General features: G+C 62.9%; 21 protein-coding genes and 1 tRNA gene. 17 read left to right on the top strand and 5 right to left on the bottom strand.

All coding sequences use genetic code 11. The features are described from left to right. Positions 1–79: 79 nt before the first annotated feature. The 3 genes from rpoZ to EJI00_RS08460 are packed head-to-tail and all read right to left on the bottom strand — an operon-like array spanning position 80 to position 1,858. Entirely contained in the window at positions 80–283 is a 204-nt protein-coding gene (gene rpoZ, locus EJI00_RS08470; protein WP_021009011.1) for a DNA-directed RNA polymerase subunit omega, read from the bottom strand. Between the two features lie 31 nt (positions 284–314). Further along, entirely contained in the window at positions 315–935 is a 621-nt protein-coding gene (gene gmk / locus EJI00_RS08465) for a guanylate kinase (RefSeq protein ID WP_015867099.1), read from the bottom strand. 8 nt (positions 936–943) lie between these two features. Beyond that, positions 944–1,858, bottom strand: coding sequence for a YicC/YloC family endoribonuclease (locus tag EJI00_RS08460; RefSeq protein WP_126747018.1), 915 nt, complete (start codon positions 1,856–1,858; stop codon positions 944–946). 91 nt (positions 1,859–1,949) lie between these two features. Here EJI00_RS08460 and EJI00_RS08455 point away from each other — a divergent pair, with 91 nt between their 5' ends. The 7 genes from EJI00_RS08455 (at position 1,950) to EJI00_RS08425 (ending at position 8,077) form a co-directional block, all read left to right on the top strand. Then, positions 1,950–2,957 (top strand): serine/threonine protein kinase, encoded by a 1,008-nt coding sequence (locus EJI00_RS08455; RefSeq protein WP_126747017.1) that lies wholly within the window; start codon positions 1,950–1,952, stop codon positions 2,955–2,957. Further along, positions 2,954–3,859: a PP2C family protein-serine/threonine phosphatase gene (locus EJI00_RS08450; RefSeq protein ID WP_126747016.1), complete on the top strand. Its 906-nt coding sequence runs from the start codon at positions 2,954–2,956 to the stop codon at positions 3,857–3,859. The genes EJI00_RS08455 and EJI00_RS08450 overlap by 4 nt, the downstream gene beginning before the upstream one ends. 61 nt (positions 3,860–3,920) lie before the next feature. Continuing rightward, on the top strand, positions 3,921–4,652 hold the full coding sequence (gene rph / locus EJI00_RS08445; protein ID WP_126747015.1) for a ribonuclease PH: 732 nt from the start codon (positions 3,921–3,923) through the stop codon (positions 4,650–4,652). Between the two features lie 12 nt (positions 4,653–4,664). After that, on the top strand, positions 4,665–5,264 hold the full coding sequence (rdgB, locus tag EJI00_RS08440; protein WP_126747014.1) for an RdgB/HAM1 family non-canonical purine NTP pyrophosphatase: 600 nt from the start codon (positions 4,665–4,667) through the stop codon (positions 5,262–5,264). Between the two features lie 14 nt (positions 5,265–5,278). Further along, positions 5,279–6,538 carry a radical SAM family heme chaperone HemW gene (gene hemW / locus EJI00_RS08435; protein ID WP_126747013.1) on the top strand — a complete coding sequence of 420 codons (1,260 nt, stop codon included), beginning with the start codon at positions 5,279–5,281 and terminating at the stop codon, positions 6,536–6,538. A gap of 32 nt (positions 6,539–6,570) precedes the next feature. Next, positions 6,571–6,655 (top strand) — tRNA-Ser (locus EJI00_RS08430). A gap of 147 nt (positions 6,656–6,802) precedes the next feature. After that, complete coding sequence (locus EJI00_RS08425; protein ID WP_126747012.1) at positions 6,803–8,077, top strand: tyrosine-type recombinase/integrase; 1,275 nt, start codon at positions 6,803–6,805, stop codon at positions 8,075–8,077. A gap of 124 nt (positions 8,078–8,201) precedes the next feature. Here EJI00_RS08425 and EJI00_RS08420 read toward each other — a convergent pair whose 3' ends face one another. Beyond that, a complete protein-coding gene (locus EJI00_RS08420) occupies positions 8,202–8,798 on the bottom strand; it encodes a DUF6988 family protein (protein ID WP_126747011.1) in 597 nt (198 codons plus the stop codon). Between the two features lie 142 nt (positions 8,799–8,940). On the opposite strand from EJI00_RS08420, the gene EJI00_RS08415 reads away from it, so the two are divergent. The 9 genes from EJI00_RS08415 to EJI00_RS08370 all read left to right on the top strand — a co-directional run bounded on the left by EJI00_RS08415 (position 8,941) and on the right by EJI00_RS08370 (position 14,887). Beyond that, positions 8,941–9,120, top strand: coding sequence for a hypothetical protein (locus EJI00_RS08415; protein ID WP_126747010.1), 180 nt, complete (start codon positions 8,941–8,943; stop codon positions 9,118–9,120). Positions 9,121–9,253: 133 nt separating this feature from the next. After that, positions 9,254–9,610 (top strand): hypothetical protein, encoded by a 357-nt coding sequence (locus EJI00_RS08410; RefSeq protein WP_126747009.1) that lies wholly within the window; start codon positions 9,254–9,256, stop codon positions 9,608–9,610. Positions 9,611–9,912: 302 nt separating this feature from the next. Then, the gene (locus EJI00_RS08405) at positions 9,913–10,515 is read left to right on the top strand and encodes a hypothetical protein (RefSeq protein ID WP_126747008.1); all 603 of its coding nucleotides are present in this window, start codon (positions 9,913–9,915) and stop codon (positions 10,513–10,515) included. A gap of 141 nt (positions 10,516–10,656) precedes the next feature. Continuing rightward, on the top strand, positions 10,657–10,866 hold the full coding sequence (locus tag EJI00_RS08400; protein WP_126747007.1) for a helix-turn-helix transcriptional regulator: 210 nt from the start codon (positions 10,657–10,659) through the stop codon (positions 10,864–10,866). Between the two features lie 187 nt (positions 10,867–11,053). Further along, positions 11,054–11,905 carry a helix-turn-helix domain-containing protein gene (locus EJI00_RS08390; RefSeq protein ID WP_126747005.1) on the top strand — a complete coding sequence of 284 codons (852 nt, stop codon included), beginning with the start codon at positions 11,054–11,056 and terminating at the stop codon, positions 11,903–11,905. 396 nt (positions 11,906–12,301) lie between these two features. Next, the gene (locus EJI00_RS08385; RefSeq protein WP_126747004.1) at positions 12,302–12,964 is read left to right on the top strand and encodes a hypothetical protein; all 663 of its coding nucleotides are present in this window, start codon (positions 12,302–12,304) and stop codon (positions 12,962–12,964) included. Beyond that, positions 12,934–13,623 (top strand): TolC family protein, encoded by a 690-nt coding sequence (locus EJI00_RS08380; protein WP_260590549.1) that lies wholly within the window; start codon positions 12,934–12,936, stop codon positions 13,621–13,623. Before EJI00_RS08385 ends, EJI00_RS08380 begins: the two co-directional genes overlap by 31 nt. A gap of 172 nt (positions 13,624–13,795) precedes the next feature. Continuing rightward, a complete protein-coding gene (locus tag EJI00_RS25065) occupies positions 13,796–14,155 on the top strand; it encodes a hypothetical protein (protein ID WP_185868089.1) in 360 nt (119 codons plus the stop codon). A gap of 93 nt (positions 14,156–14,248) precedes the next feature. After that, complete coding sequence (locus EJI00_RS08370) at positions 14,249–14,887, top strand: L,D-transpeptidase (RefSeq protein ID WP_260590547.1); 639 nt, start codon at positions 14,249–14,251, stop codon at positions 14,885–14,887. Positions 14,888–14,994: 107 nt separating this feature from the next. Here the strand turns inward: EJI00_RS08370 and EJI00_RS08365 are convergent, their stop codons facing one another. Further along, positions 14,995–15,276 (bottom strand): HU family DNA-binding protein, encoded by a 282-nt coding sequence (locus EJI00_RS08365; RefSeq protein ID WP_126747002.1) that lies wholly within the window; start codon positions 15,274–15,276, stop codon positions 14,995–14,997. A gap of 214 nt (positions 15,277–15,490) precedes the next feature. On the opposite strand from EJI00_RS08365, the gene EJI00_RS08360 reads away from it, so the two are divergent. Beyond that, positions 15,491–15,811, top strand: coding sequence for a general secretion pathway protein GspL (locus EJI00_RS08360; protein ID WP_260590545.1), 321 nt, complete (start codon positions 15,491–15,493; stop codon positions 15,809–15,811). Positions 15,812–15,815 lie beyond the last annotated feature (4 nt).

The raw sequence follows: 15,815 nt of genomic DNA, 5'->3' as shown, positions 1-15,815 counted from the left end.
CGTGACCGCTGTATGGACGCGTCCAGACGTAAAAAAAGCACCGCTTTGCGGTGCCTTTTCGTTGCAGGGCTGCGTCAGATCAGCCCGGCACCTTCTTGAGCATTTCAATGCCGATCTTGCCTTCGGCGATCTCGCGCAGGGCGGTCACGGCGGGCTTGTTCTTGCTCTCGATCTTGGGCGCGTGGCCCTGGCTCAGCATGCGCGCACGGTAGGTGGCGGCCAGAACCAGCTGGAAGCGGTTGGGGATCTGAAGCAGACAATCTTCGACGGTGATGCGGGCCATGATGAGAATCTTTCGGTCAGTGAGCAGGAAATCAGGGGATGTTCAGTGCGGCGAATGTGTCGGCACGTGCGCGGCGCTGTGCAGAGTACCGAAGCCGCTGAGCGTGGACGATCGCCTTGAGATCGAAAAGCGCGCGCTCAAATAACTCGTTGATTATAACGAAGTCGAATTCCCCCGCCCGGGCCATCTCTTCGGCGGCATTCTTGAGCCGCAGCTCGATGACGGCGGCGCTGTCTTCCCCGCGCCGCTCCAGCCGGGAGCGCAGTTCTTCCCAGCTTGGCGGCAGGATGAAAATCATGACCGCGTTCGCAAAAGTCTTGCGGATCTGGATGGCACCCTGAAAGTCGATTTCGAGAATGACGTCCGCCCCCTGGGCAATCCGCTCCTCAATGGCCTTTTTGGAGGTGCCGTACCGGTGGCCGTGCACATGGGCCCATTCCACAAAGCCGTCTGCGGCAATCATGGCGTCGAACTCCGACGGCGAGGTAAAAAAGTACTCCCGGCCGTGCTTTTCTTGTCCGCGCGGTGGCCGCGTGGTGTGCGAAACCGAGGGCTGAACGGCCGTGTCCAGTTCCATGAGCGCTTTGACCAGGCTCGATTTGCCGGCACCGCTGGGTGCCGCCACCACAAAAATGTTGCCCGGATAGTCCATTCGCTCGCTCATTCGATGTTTTGTACCTGTTCGCGCATCTGCTCGATCAGCACCTTCATGTCCACGCCAATGCGGGTGAGCTCCAGCGCTGCGGACTTGGAGCCCAGTGTATTGGCCTCGCGGTGCAGTTCCTGGATCAAAAAGTCCAGCCGCTTGCCGATTTCGCCACCCTTCTTGAGCAGCCGCTCGATCTCGTCCAGGTGCGAGTTCAGCCGCGTGAGCTCTTCCGCCACGTCGATGCGAATCGCAAAAGCCGTCGCCTCGTTCAGCGCCCGGTCTTGCGCGGCCTCGGGCAGGGTGCCGCCGGTCAGGCCCATGGCCTCTTGCCAGCGCTCGAGGAAGCGCGCGCGCTGCTGCTCGACCAGTTGCGGAATCAGCGGGCCGGCCTGTTCGACCAGCGTACGCAGCTGGGCAAGGTGGGCTTCGAGCATCTTGGCGAGCCGCGCGCCTTCGCGCTGGCGGGCGGACATCAGCGCGTCCAGCGCTTTGCCGGCCACGTCGAGCAGGTCGCTGCCCCAGTCGCCACGGGTGGTGCCGTCGCCGCCGGCCAGCCGCAATACGTCGGCGACGCTCAGTTCGCGGGCGCCGGGCAGCCAGGCCTTGATGCCGTCCTGCACGCCGTTCAGCCGCTGCAGCAGCTTGACCGATGGCTCGACGATGCCGCCCTGCGCGGTGTTTTCGATGGCGGCCCGCACTTCGACCTTGCCGCGCTTCAGCTTGCCCGTGAGCAGCTCGCGCAGCGCGGTTTCATGCTGGCGCAGTTCTTCCGGCAGTTTGAAGGTGAGGTCGAGAAAGCGGCTGTTGACCGAGCGTATTTCGACCCCGAGTCGGCCTGCGGCGGTAGGCCGTGCTTCGGCTTCGGAGTGGCTGCCAACGGGGCCGTTCTGGCCACTGGCATAGCCGGTCATGCTGTAAACTGGCATTGCGCCTCACTGTGGTTTTTGCTGTATGCACCGAGGCGTCGGCATGGCGTTCGCTTGCCGCACCATCGCCTTCGGGCGAAACTCCCGGATTATGTCAAAGGTCAAGCCTTCGCCCCTGCTGCCTGATACGGTCATTGGCGGTTACCGCATCGTTCGCCGGCTTTCAGCAGGCGGGTTTGGCGTCGTCTATCTCGCCATCGACCCCAGCGGACAGCAGGTTGCCATCAAGGAATACCTGCCTTCCTCCCTTGCAACCCGCGGGCCCGGCGAGCTCACGCCCGAGGTCGCGCCCGAAAAGCTGTCTCTCTACCGGCTCGGCCTGAAGAGCTTTTTCGAGGAAGGCCGCTCGCTCGCGCAAATCTCGCATGCCTCGGTGGTCAGCGTTCTCAACTTCTTTAGAGAGAACGAAACCGTCTACATGGTCATGAACTACCTGGAGGGCGCGACCCTGCAGGACTTTGTGGTGACCGCGCGCGACCTGAAACGGCCCAAGGTCTTCCGCGAATCGACCATCCGCTCGCTTTTCGATGAAATTCTGCGCGGCCTTCGCATCGTGCACCAGTACAAGATGCTCCACCTGGACATCAAGCCCGCCAACATCTTTGTCACCGACGAAGACCGCGCCGTGCTGATCGACTTTGGTGCCGCACGCGAAGTGCTCAGCAAAGAGGGCATCTTCATCCGCCCTATGTACACCCCCGGCTTTGCCGCCCCCGAGATGTACCGGCGCGACTCGTCGATGGGCCCCTGGACCGACATCTACGCCATTGGCGCCTGCATTTACGCCTGCATGCAGGGCTACCCGCCCAACGACGCTCCGCGCCGCATCGAGAAAGACCGGCTCAGCCTGTCGCTGTCGCGCCTGCGCGGCGTGTATTCGGACAACCTGATCGAAGTGGTCGAGTGGTGCATGTCGCTCGACCCGCTCTCCCGTCCCCAATCGGTCTTTGCGCTGCAAAAAGAACTGAGCCGCGAAGGCGAGCGGCGCTACACCAAGCTCACCGTCGGCGAAAAGGTGCGGCTTTCTTTCGACAACATCCGCTCCTTCGACAAGAAGGCCCTGCCCAGGGCGGCGGCACCTACCACCCGTCCGGCATGAAATTCTCGGTATTCCAGGTCAGCCGCAAAGGCGGCCGTCTCAAGAACGAAGACCGCATGGGCTATTGCTACACGCGGGAGTCCGGCCTTTTTGTGCTGGCCGACGGCATGGGCGGCCACCCCGAAGGCGAGGTTGCGGCCCAACTGGCCTTGCAGACCATTGCGGCCCTGTATCAGCGCGAGGCCCGCCCGACGGTCAAGGACGCCAAGGCCTTCCTGGCCGAATCGGCCATGGCGGCGCACCAGCAGATCATGCGGTACGCAAGCCACAAGGCCATGCTCGACACGCCGCGCACCACCGTTGTCGCGGCCCTGCTCCAAGGCACCACGGCCACCTGGATGCACTGCGGCGACTCGCGCCTTTACGTGGTGCGCGACGGCCGCCTGCTCACTCGCACGCGCGACCATTCGCATGCCGAGCGCCCGCGCCCCCAAGGGGCGGACATGCCCGTCAACCGCAACCTGCTGCTCACCTGCCTGGGTTCGCCGACCACGCCGCTGTTCGATATTTCGGCCCCGCTGCAACTGCAGCGCGGCGACCGCATCATGCTGTGCTCCGACGGCGTGTGGGGCGTGCTCGACGACGCCGTCATCGTGCACACTCTGTCTTCCGACAAGCCCGTGTCCGACGCCGCGCCAGACCTGGCTGAAATGGCGCTGCGCAAGGGCGGCGCCCACAGCGACAACGTGACGCTCATCGCGCTCGAATGGGAAACGCCCGATTCAACGGGCGAAGACCGCGGCGTTTCCACCGAAACCATCGACGACGGCGTGTTTGCCTCCACCATCCAGGCCGGCATGCCCTCCGACGGCGAGATCGACGACATGGACGAAGACGCCATCGAGCGCTCCATTGCCGAAATCAACGAAGCCATTCGCCGTTCTGCCGCCAAGAAAATCTGATTTCAAGGCTGCTTCGGCTTGCGGGGCTGCCTCCGCTCTTGTTTCACATACCTCTACAAAAATGACTGCTTTCACACGAAGCGGCGGCCGTGCCGCCGACCAGCTGCGCCCCGTTCGCATGACCCGCGGCTTCACCATTCACGCTGAAGGCTCGGTGCTCATCGAATTCGGCCAAACCCGCGTGCTGTGCACCGCCTCCATCGAAGAGCGCGTGCCCCCGCACAAGCGCGGCAGCGGTGAAGGCTGGGTGACGGCCGAATACGGCATGCTGCCGCGCGCCACCCACACCCGCAGCGACCGCGAAGCCGCCCGCGGCAAGCAAAGCGGCCGCACGCAAGAGATTCAGCGCCTTATCGGCCGCTCGATGCGCGCCGTGTTCGACCTGGCCGCGCTGGGCGAGCGCACCATTCACCTCGACTGCGACGTGCTGCAGGCCGATGGTGGCACCCGCACCGCGGCCATTACCGGCGCCTTTGTTGCCGCGCAAGACGCCGTCAACAAACTGCTGGCCGCCGGCACCATTCCCGCGTCGCCCATCCGGGGCCACGTGGCCGCCATTTCTGTCGGCATCGTGGCCGGCACGCCGCTGCTCGACCTGGAATACACCGAAGACTCCGCCTGCGACACCGACATGAACGTGGTGATGACCGGCGCCGGCCATTTCGTCGAAGTGCAGGGCACCGCCGAAGGCGCGGCTTTTTCGCGCGACGAGATGAACATCCTGCTCGGCCTGGCCGAAAAAGGCATCGGCGAACTCATCGTCATGCAGCAGCAGGCTTTGCTCTCTAAATAACCAATGGCGGCAATGCAACTGGTCCTGGCCTCCAACAACGCCGGCAAGCTTGCCGAGCTGCAGCAGCTGTTTGCGGATCTGTCGGTCACGCTCGTGCCCCAATCGGCACTGGGCGTGGGCGAGGCCGAAGAGCCGTTTCGCACCTTTGTAGAAAACGCCCTCGCCAAGGCGCGCCATGCCAGCGCCGCCACCGGCCTGCCCGCCATTGCAGACGATGCCGGCCTTTGCGTTGATGCCTTCGGCGGCCTGCCCGGCGTCGACACCGCGTTTTACGCCACCCAGTTCGGCTATGCCAAGGGCGATGCCAACAACGTGAAGGCTCTGCTCGAGCAACTGAACGGCGTGGCCAACCGCCGCGCCGCACTCGTCAGCACCCTGGTTGCGCTGCGCGGCCACGACGACCCCGAACCCCTCATTGCCGTAGGCCGCGTGGTCGGTGAAATTGCCCAGGCGCCCATTGGCGACAACGGCTTCGGGTTCGACCCCGTCATGTACCTGCCCAGCTTTGGCAAAACCTTTGCCCAACTGCCGCCCGAGGTAAAAAACGCCAACAGCCACCGGGGCCAGGCGGCAAAGGCCATGCTCGCCCTGATGCGCGAACGCTGGTTCTGATGGCTGACTGACCCATGGCCACCGTGTTTCCCATTCAGCCGGCGCAGGCCGCGGGCGCTCCGCAGGCCAACGACGTGCTGCACTGGATGCGGCCCGGCCCGTTGCAACTGGCCGCGCTGCCGCCCCTGTCGCTCTACATTCATTTGCCGTGGTGCCTGCGCAAGTGCCCTTACTGCGACTTCAACTCGCACGAGTGGCGCGCCACCAGCGAGGCCGAGGCTGAAGGCATTCCAGAGGCGGCGTACCTCGATGCGCTGATTGCCGACCTGGACGCCGCGCTGCCCCTTATCTGGGGCCGCACCGTTCACACCATTTTTTTAGGCGGCGGAACGCCCAGCCTTTTTTCGCCCCAGGCCATAGACCGCCTGCTGGGCGACGTGCGCGCCCGCCTCAAGCTCGCGCCCGAGTGCGAAATAACGCTTGAAGCCAACCCCGGCACCTTCGAGCGCAACCGCTTTCGCGCCTACCGCAGTGCGGGCGTTACCCGCCTTTCGGTGGGCGTGCAGAGCTTTAACGACGAGCACCTGAAAGCGCTTGGCCGCGTGCACGACCGCGCCCAGGCCATTGCCGCAGTGGAAGAGGCCGCCAGTGCGTTCGACACCTTCAACCTCGACCTGATGTACGCCCTGCCGGGCCAGACCATCGAGGGCCTGGACGCCGACCTGTCGCAAGCGCTGGCGCTCGCGCCGCCGCACATATCGGTGTACCACCTCACCATTGAGCCCAACACCTGGTTCGCCAAGTTTCCGCCCGCCTTGCCTGAAGATGATTTGGCCTACGCCATGCTCGACCGCATCACCGAGCGAACCGCCGCCAACGGCATGGCGCGCTACGAGGTTTCTGCCTATGCGCGCAGCGGCCACACCTGCGCGCACAACCTCAACTACTGGCAGTTTGGCGACTACCTTGGCATTGGCGCCGGCGCCCACAGCAAACTGAGCTTTGCGCACCGCATCGTGCGCCAGGTGCGCTTTCGGGAGCCGCGCCTGTACATGCAAAACGTCAGCGCCGGCACGGCCGTGTCGCAAAGCGACGAGGTTGCGCTGGCCGACCTGCCGTTCGAGTTCATGCTCAACGCGCTGCGCCTGAAAGAAGGCTTTACGCTGCCTCAGTTCAGCGAGCGCACCGGCCTAGCCATGACCAGCATTCAAAAAGGCCTGGAAGAAGCCGAGCGCAAGGGCCTCATCGCCCGCGACCTGCACCGCGTGTGGCCCACCGAACGCGGGCTGGATTTTTTGAGCGACCTGCAGACGCTTTTCTTGCCCGAGGATTGAAGGGCCAGCGTCAGCATAAAATCGACGGTTCCGGAGAGTTGGGTGAGTGGTTTAAACCAGCAGTCTTGAAAACTGCCGACGTGAAAGCGTCCGTGAGTTCGAATCTCACACTCTCCGCAATTTGAGGGTTCCCCATCGACCCTCTGACTCCCCCAAACCCCCTGTTTTCATTGGAGAGAAGCTAGAACGGAAGTTCTGGCAGGTTCCTCGGCGTCCGTCATAATCCTTCTGTTTTTAGTGGCAAGGATAGTGGAAAGGACGGATATGCCTAAGAAGGCGGCAGAACTCGGGGCGCTGCAGGTCGGCCGGCTGACAAAGCCAGGCGCTCATGCGGTCGGAGGCGTGGCGGGCCTGAAACTGAAGATCAACGAGGCCGGGGCTCGCTCGTGGGTTCTACGTGCCACGGTGGCGGGCAAGATCCGCGACATGGGGCTCGGTGGCTTTCCCGATGTGACCCTCGCGCAGGCCCGAGAACGGGCCAGGGCTGCACGCGACAAGATCCATGCAGGGGAAGACCCCATCCAAGCCCGCCAGGCGGCCCGTAGCGCCGTTGCAGCGGCCAGCGCCAAGGCTCGGACCTTCGAGCAGTGCGTCGAGGCCTACCTGAAGGCCAAATCCGGGGAGTGGAAGAACGCCAAGCACCGCGGCCAGTGGAGCAGCACGCTCGACCTCTACGCGAAGCCGACGATCGGCAAGATGCTCGTGCAAGACATCGACCTATCCCATTTGCTGACGGTGCTGGAGCCCATCTGGACCACAAAGACCGAAACCGCATCGCGCCTGCGCGGCCGGATCGAGACCGTGCTCGACTGGGCGACCGTGCGGGGCTACAGGAAGGGCGAGAACCCGGCCCGATGGAGGGGCCACCTCGACCAACTCCTAGGCCGCCCGCGGAAGATTAAGAAGGTCGTCCACCACCCCGCGCTGCCTGTCGAGCAGGTCGGTGCCTTCATGCGCGATCTGCGCCAGGTCGAAGGCATGAGCGCCCGGGCGCTGGAGTTGGCGGTGCTGACTGCGACGCGATCGGGTGAAGTGCGCGGGGCTCGGTGGGACGAGATCGACCTCGATGCCAAGCTGTGGATCGTGCCGGCCGACCGCATGAAGGCCAAGAAGGAGCATCGCGTGCCGCTGTCGAAGCAGGCGCTGCAGCTCCTCGAAGCCTTGCCGCGCATCGATGGATCAGAACTGGTGTTCCCCGGCCGCAAGCCTCTCCAGCCGCTCAGCGACATGTCCTTGACCGCTTGCATGCGCCGGATGGACTACAAGGACGCGAAGGGCAGGGTATGCGTGCCGCACGGCTGCCGCAGCACGTTCCGGGACTGGGTAGCGGAGAAAACCGCCTTCCCGGGCGACCTGGCCGAGATGGCGCTGGCGCACACCCTCGATTCAGCCGTAGAGGCCGCCTACCGCCGCGGCGACATGCTCGCCAAGCGGCTCAAGATGATGCAGGCCTGGGCGGACTACTGCGACACCATTCCGAAGACTGGAAATGTGGTGTCTCTCAATACCTGCGTAGCCGGTCAAGGCGATCAAGTGTGAGCGAGAATCCGAGACCCCTCGGGTCTAGAAACCTCAAAAAAACACCTGACGCCTCCATCAAGGTGGGGTTTCTCCGATTTGAAACGGAGAAACTCTCAGGAGGTGGGCCCCATGCGGTCGCCTCTCACGCTGAGGCGACTTCCGCCATCTTGGCGGCGCACGGCTCGGTCGGAAGGCCCGCGAGATCAAAGATGCCCGCTAGACAGAGAGTGGCGTATACGTCCAGGGCCTGCAGAAGGGCCACGACCTCCACATCTGGGTGGGCCGCGCCGATGCCATCGGCATCGAACCAACGAGCGATTTGCCGCTGCTCTCCATGTGCGTAGTCAGACATGGATTCCCATGCAGACCGCTTGATCTGCGAAAAAATTCTTGTCGTCCCCAAGCGTAGATCGAGGCGTCGAACCATTGTTTCTATTTTCGGAAGAATGCCTTGCGCTTCGAAGCGCTCGATTTCTTGTGGAGATGCACACATGTGTGCCCAACTCGCGCGGACCCAAGCCTCGTAGATCGAGCGGCATAGCGCAAAAGCCGCACTCCGGGCGCCACGTTGCACCAGCAACATGATTGCCTCTCGATGGTCAATAGCAATGGCATACCAAGCGGCGGCGAACCTCTTGCCGTCGCTCGCGTCAACCGTGGTGGGGTGGTGTGCCTGGATCCAATCCGAAAGCCGTTGAGATCTCGCAAGCGCCGCCGTGACGATGTCCTCCGAAGTCATTCGATAGCCTCCTCAGCTCCGCGCATTCTGCTCTGAGGCTCGTTCCACGCGAAACGTACTAGGGTTTGTTCGAATAAACCGACTACGTTTAATCCTTGCGTCAGCGGATAAACGTATTACACTTATTCGGAAGGAGAAAGCGATGACCAAAGAACAAAAGGATGCTCTGGCGAGAGCCCGTGGCCGCCCAGCTCTACCGGAAGAGTTGCGCACGATACCGGGCACTGTTCGCCTTACACCAGCGCGCTGGGAAAAGCTCCGTTTGCTGGGGGCCGCGTGGCTCTCTCAGGCGATCGACAGAGCCAAGATCCCGAAGGAATGACCGCCGCGTCTCAGGGCGGCCGACATGGAGATTCCCATAACGGACATCTGAGGCACAAAAGCGAACGGCCACAGGAGTGGAGTCCTGCAGCCGTTCTAACCAAACGTGCACACCTCGGAAAGGACCGCACATCATGGCTACCAAAATTATCGGGCAAACCGCGCCCACCGCCCATACCCTGAACAGCGAAGCCGTCAAGGCGAAGATGCGCGACATCAGTACGATGGTCACTGAGACAAGGGGGCTCGCTAGCCTCTGTTTGTGGATCAACGATGCACGCCACCTCATCGAGACGGTGCGTGACTGCTCCCGGATCGACCCCGTCCTCGAGAAGAGCCTTCAGCAGAACTGTGTACCCGTCTGCATGGCGGAATGGGACGATGACGCTGCGTGTGGCATGCAGTACCTGATCATCCGCCAGAGGGTGAACTTGGACGCAGTCGCTGAGATCGCCGACGACATCGCCTATCAGGGTGGCTGCCGTGGCTAAGCCCTTCTCCCTCGGGTCCAAGGTGACGCACCGCGACGGCCGCCCCCTTGGTCTTGGAATGACCTTCAGGGCGCCCTTCGTAGTGATTCGCCATGGCGTTGTGATCGCCGACTACGGCGAAGATGAAGCCGCCGCCGAAGCCCACTATCGCCGGCTTTCTCGCTGGGGCTCGAGTCAGCCTCAGACAGCTTCCGCGGTCGGCGTCGCGCTATAACCCATTTGCCGCGCCTAGGCTGATCCCCGAAAACCCGTGAACCTGACGGGCTGGCGCGGCTTCCTATTCAGGTTGCGTGAGGTACGCCATGACACCAGAACAACAAGACTTGGGGCTCGGAGTGTTCCGAGCTGCGCAGCGGCTTGAGCAGGGGCTGCAGTTTCTCTATGAGCGGCTTTTCGCTACCAACGGCGTCAGCTTCGAAGCGTTCGTCGGCCCCGTCAGAGGTGACTCGCTCGGAGTGAATAGTGCGGTGTTCGAAGAGTTGGAGCAGATCATCACCGACCCGGACCCCGACGCTTTGCTGGCAATGGGAGACGCTTACTACCATGCCGTGCTGAAGGTCGCCTACGCCCTTTCGATGATGTCGATTCACTTCGCCATGGCCGGCCGGTACACATGGGCCTGGGAACGCGTTGCAGCAGGGACCGCTTGGATGGGCTTTCTCAATGGCCGCATGCGGCGCTTGTGGGAGGAGGGGGCCTTAAAGAGCGAAGCCGGCGTCCGCCTCAACGACATCATCCACAAGGAAGATCGATCTAGCAGGGAGGAGGCAATGGAGTGGTACGACGCGCACCGTGCAGAGTTCAAGAACGACGAAGATCGGGCGCTGGAGATCACAAAGCTCGTCCCGTACGAAATCGGCACTGTGCTGAAGTGGATCAAGAAGCACAGAAAGACGAAAAAGTAAATGCCCTCTCGACACGACAGGCCGGGGGCTCGCCGTGAGGTACCGGCATGTCGGCTCCGATAGGGGCTAACGCCTCCGCTGCGGAAAACTGAGAGTCCTTTCCTGACCGGGAACCACCCCGGGAGTTCACAGGAAAAGGACATGCAAACCAAACCATCACGCAGCGTGCGCCCCGCCCAGGCGCAGCACTTCCTTGGCATCGGAAAGACCGCATTCTGGCGTTGGGTGAAGGAACGCCCGGACTTTCCCCGCCCCATCAAGCTCGGTCGTAGCGTCACGGTGTTCAAGCTGGACGAGCTCGTTGCCTGGCGCGACAAGCAAGGCGAGAAGCAAGCCGGGGTGACGCAGTGAGCGGGCCGGAGAAGGCCTTTGCCACGCTCCAGGCCAAGGCGGCACTGCATGGCTTCGAATGCACCATCACTCGCGCCGGCAACATCGTCATGTCGCGCCGTGGTGGGGCTTGGATATTCGGGACGCTGACGGAGGCCGGGAACTGGCTGAGCCTATCCATCGGCGAGGTGCCCAAGGAGTGCGCTGAGTGAGCAACGCCGTCACGACCCTCTGCACTCCGATGCGGCTCACGCCTGCGCAGAAGGCCGTGCTGATGTGCCTGGCCGACTATGCCGATGACGCGGGGCTCGCATGGCCGTCGGTGCCCAAGATTGGCGCATGGACCTGCCTACAGCGCACGGCAGTCATCGAGGCGTTGAAGGCTCTTGAAGGAACGGGGCTCGTGACCGTCGACCGGCGCTCCGGCGTGAACAACCGATGCCGCATCAATGTGGACAAGGTTGTGGAAAAAGTCGAGGCTTATCCCCAGAAACAAGCGAACCACTCCGCAAGGCGAACCCGTCCGGGAAACGGACCAGTCCGTGAGACGGACGCCCACCCGTCCGGGAGACGGACTACACCCGTCCGGGAAACGGACCAGACCCGTCCGGGAAACGGACCCAAACCATCAATACCCAACATAGAACCATCAGTGACACACCAGCGCTCGCGCAAGCGCGCTGCAGCACCTTGCCCGGCGGATGTCCCCCAAAGCCTCATGGACGAGTGGCTGGCCGTGCGCAAGGCCAAGCGAGCGGGCCCAGTCACCGACACGGTGCTCAATGCCATCAGGCGTGAAGCTGCCAAGGCGGGGCTCGGCATAGCGGACGCAATCACCGCGTGCGTTGAGTTCAGTTGGCAAGGCTTCGAGGCGGAGTGGTACGCGCAGCGTAGGCCGCAGGCAGCGGCTACCAGCGTTGCTGCTGGCGATCCCGACTCCCGCGCGTCGATCGAGGCTGAAGGCCTCAGGCTGGGGCTCGGGGCTTGGACTCAGACGGAGCAGTGGGCGGCTTACCGAGCACGGGTCCGAGCAGCGCAGTCCACAGCCCTCCGATCATGAATGAGATCGTTTCTCGTTGCCGGGGAGGGGTGGGGGAAAAGTTGAAAGACACCCTGCTTCCGGAAACCGGGCACTACCTCACGCAGAGAAAAAATTCCCCCCTATGTTTTTGTTAATCAACAAATGGGCGGCCTGTTAACGGACGAAAACCCAGTGCTGGCGGGGCTTCCGGGCAGTTTTTATTCATTTGATTCCCTGATTTTTTCAAACGATTTTGTTAAGGCTTAACACCATGTCCAACTTCATCCCCGCGTCAAACGCGACCACTCTTTCGCAGCGCTGCGCGGCCTGGTGAGCATCACCCAACGTCATTGAACGGCATCCAGCAGCATGGAGTTATGCCCGGCCGCTGCGCATCCTCAAGGCTTCAACTTCAGCCCCAAAGGGTCAGCGTTCATGACGAAATCTCGTTCCTTCCTCCTAATCGCACTCGGGGTCATCGCCTGCGCAGCTATGGCCCTCGGCGTCGACTTCTCCAACGGACACCAGATCGCGGCCTTTGGCCTGCAGTTCGATCCCTCCCTCATCGGTCTCGCTGCCGCCGGCACGATTGATACCGATGGCATCAAGGCCGAACTCAAGCGAATTGCGGACGATACGAAGGAAGTAACGAGCGGCTTCTCTGCGCGCCTGCAGAATGTGGAGCAGGTCGTCGCAGGCGCTGAATTTCGTGGCGGGCTCAATGCTTCTGGTGCCCCGCAGCGCGTGAGCGCCACAGTTCTCGCCGATGCGGAAAGCTCACTCGAATCCTTGCGCAACGGCACCACCAAGAGCGTCCGCATGTCGCTGCCGTCGTTCTTTCCGCAGGCCGCAGCGATTACGTCCGGTGACCTGCACATCCCCGCAGAGCGCGACTCCGAGGTCTATGGCCCCCTGCGCCGTCCCTATTCTGTGCGTGACCTTCTGATCACCCGCCCGACCAGTGCACCGTCGATCGAATACTTGCGCGGCACTCGTACCGGCAGCTCGACGTGTACCGCGCGCAGTCGCTGCTGCAGAACGCGAGGGTGCGGCAAGAAGAGTTCCGCATGCGCGTTGCGCAAGACCTGCAATGGTTGAACGTGCTGGTCGGCCAGCCGGTGCCGCCCGACACGGGCAGCGCACGGCCCTGGCCGCAGAGCTCGACGGCAACGGTTGCGGCAGGCCTGCCGTCGAGCCTGCTTCAAAGGCGTCCGGATCTTCTGGCGGCCTATTCGCGGGTGGAAGCCGCCAACGCGGGCGTGGGTGCGGCCAAGGCAGCCATGTTGCCCACCATTTCGCTCACCGCGCTGGCGGGCGGCATCAGCGGAGACTTGTCGACGCTGCTGAGCAGCGGCAACAGGAGCTGGGCCGGCGTGCTGGGCGTGTCGCTGCCCATCTTCGATTGGGGCCGTCGCTCAGCCAACATCACCGGCAACGAGGAGCGGCTGGCCGCCGCCATGGCCTCTTACGAGTACGCGGCGCAAGTCGCATTCCGCGAGACCGCCAATGCGCTGATTGCCGACGACCACATGCGCCCGCAACTCGAGGCACAGCACGCCCGCGTGCAGGCGCTCGAAAAGGTGGCGAGCATTTCGCGTACGCGGTTCCGCGGCGGCCTGGAAGATTATTTTTCGAGCCAGGACGCGCAGCGCGAGCTTTATGCCGAGCAACAGCAGCTGATCGAAATGCAACTCAAGCAGGCTGTGAACATGGTGAATCTTTACAAAGCGCTTGGGGGTGGCTGGCGCGGCGCGTAAATGGCATCGCATCAGCGCATGCAAGCGCGTCAAATTTCACGACTTGAGTGGATCGTCGACTGCGCGCTGTCGTCGTCGCGCCGCTCCCTGCGTTCTTGATTGCAGACTGCGCTCGCGCTGGGCATCCGCCCCCGGGTTGCCAGTCGCAATCAAGACTTCAGGGAGATTACAAATGAAGATTCAGCACTCGATGGCTCACGTTCTGGTGACCACCGCCATGGCCTTTGCAATTGCGCCGGCAATGGCGCAAGGCATTGCACAAGCGCCAAAGACCGACATGCCCGCCATCTCGGGCAACATGTACATGCCGGCCGGACAACAAAACCAGACCGGCGGCCCCATGGGCGAAACCGGCACCACGCTGCAAGCCGCCATGCCCGCCGCACCTGTGCGCGTGGTTGCCCCGGCACCGGCGCCCGAACCAGTGCGCATGGTGGCGGCGCCGGCACCGGCACCCGTTGCTGCGCCAATGCCCGCACCTGAGCCGGCGCCCGCACCGCCGGTGCGCCGCGCCCGCGCAGACCGCGGCTGATCGACGGCCCCACCGGCGCCTGAACGCGGCCGCCAATCCTGATTGGCGGCCGCGCTTCGAGCCGGGCTCTCGTGCCATGTTTTTCTGCTGCTCATGAAGAACTCCCTGCTCCTATCCCTTGCACTCGCATGCGGGGCCACCTTCATTCATACGGCAGCTGGTGCTGCCGAGACCTTCGCAAGCATCGAAGCATCGGTTGAAGTGCGGCAGCTGGCGCAGGCAGCGACCAGCACGCAAGACAACCAAGGCCTTCCTTTCGCCATCGTCGACAAGAAGAAGGCGCGCGTTTTTATTTTTGGCGCCGACGGAACCCTGCAAGGCGCATCGCCCGTGCTGCTGGGGCTTGCGCAAGGAGACGAGTCGGTGCCCGGCATCGGCGAGCGAAAGCTTTCCGACATACGCCCTGATGAACGCACCACGCCCGCCGGCCGCTTTGTCTCAGAGCCCGGCATCAACCTGCAAGGCGAAGATATTGTTTGGGTGGACTACGGCGCGGCCGTGTCCATGCATCGCGTTCGAACGAGCAACAAGTCAGAGCGGCGCCTGGAGCGGCTGGCGTCGGCAAATGCGGAAGATCACCGCATCTCCTACGGCTGCATCAATGTGCCCGCGGCGTTCTACGACACCTATGTGAAGCCGGTGTTCGGCAGTGCGCGCGGCGTGGTCTACGTCTTGCCCGAGAAGCAGCCTGCACGCGCGTATTTCAGGTTTCTGCCCGAAGGCGACGGTTGACCCGGCGCCGGGCTTTGTACAGCGGTGCGCTGCATGTTGGCACGCCGGCCCGAACGCGTTCGAACCGACGATCGCCCACTTTGCATTGGGGCTGATGCCCCGATGGATCAGCCCACCTGGTTGATCGCGTCCTTCAACGCCTTGCCGGCGGCGAACTTGGGGCTCTTGCTGGCCTTGATGGTGATCGCTTCGCCGGTCGACGGATTGCGGCCCTGGCGCTCGGCGCGGCTGGCCACGGTAAAGGTTCCGAAGCCGATCAGCTGAACGGTTTCTCCACGCACCAGGGCGCGCGACAGATGCTCGAGCGCCGAGTCGAATGCGCGGCCTGCGTCGGCCTTGCTGAGGTTGGTGTCTTCTGCGATTGCGGCAATGAGGTCGGTCTTGTTCAAAACAGGAGTTCCTTTCAATAGAACGGTTGGAAAAAGTAAGGTACAGCCCCCGAGTTTGACTGAATGCGAATGCCGAATTTCCGCTCGGCGCGAACTTCGCAGCTGGGTGTGTGGCGTACTGGACAGAGTTGTACCCTAGTTATGTTTTCTCCACGTAAACCGATGCGGAACGTGAAGCAATTCCTGTAGCAATTCGGGTACAGCACGTATCTTCGTGGCCAGCAAAAAATGGGCAACTGCTGATGTTGCCGGCTTGCGCACCCACACAATGAACAACTCGGTATCTTCGGTCCTTCGCACGCGAAACTGGCAAAGCACACTCACCGCTGTCCTCATCGGGCTGCTGATCGTGATGGCAGTGCTCATGAAATGGCTCGTGCAGTCCCAGGTCGACGCGGCGCAGGAGCGCCGCTCTCTCGAAGCGCTCGCGCGCGAAGCAGAAACGCGTTGTTTTGCACTGGCATCGCATCGCGCAACTGAGGCGTGCCGTGCAGCGCATGCGTCAGCCGCCGCAAGCGGAACTCCCATCAGATAAAACC

The organism is Variovorax sp. DXTD-1, assembly GCF_003984625.1.
In the GTDB taxonomy this organism is placed as follows: Bacteria; Pseudomonadota; Gammaproteobacteria; order Burkholderiales; family Burkholderiaceae_C; genus Variovorax.
This window is presented reverse-complemented; position numbering and strand designations above follow the sequence as displayed.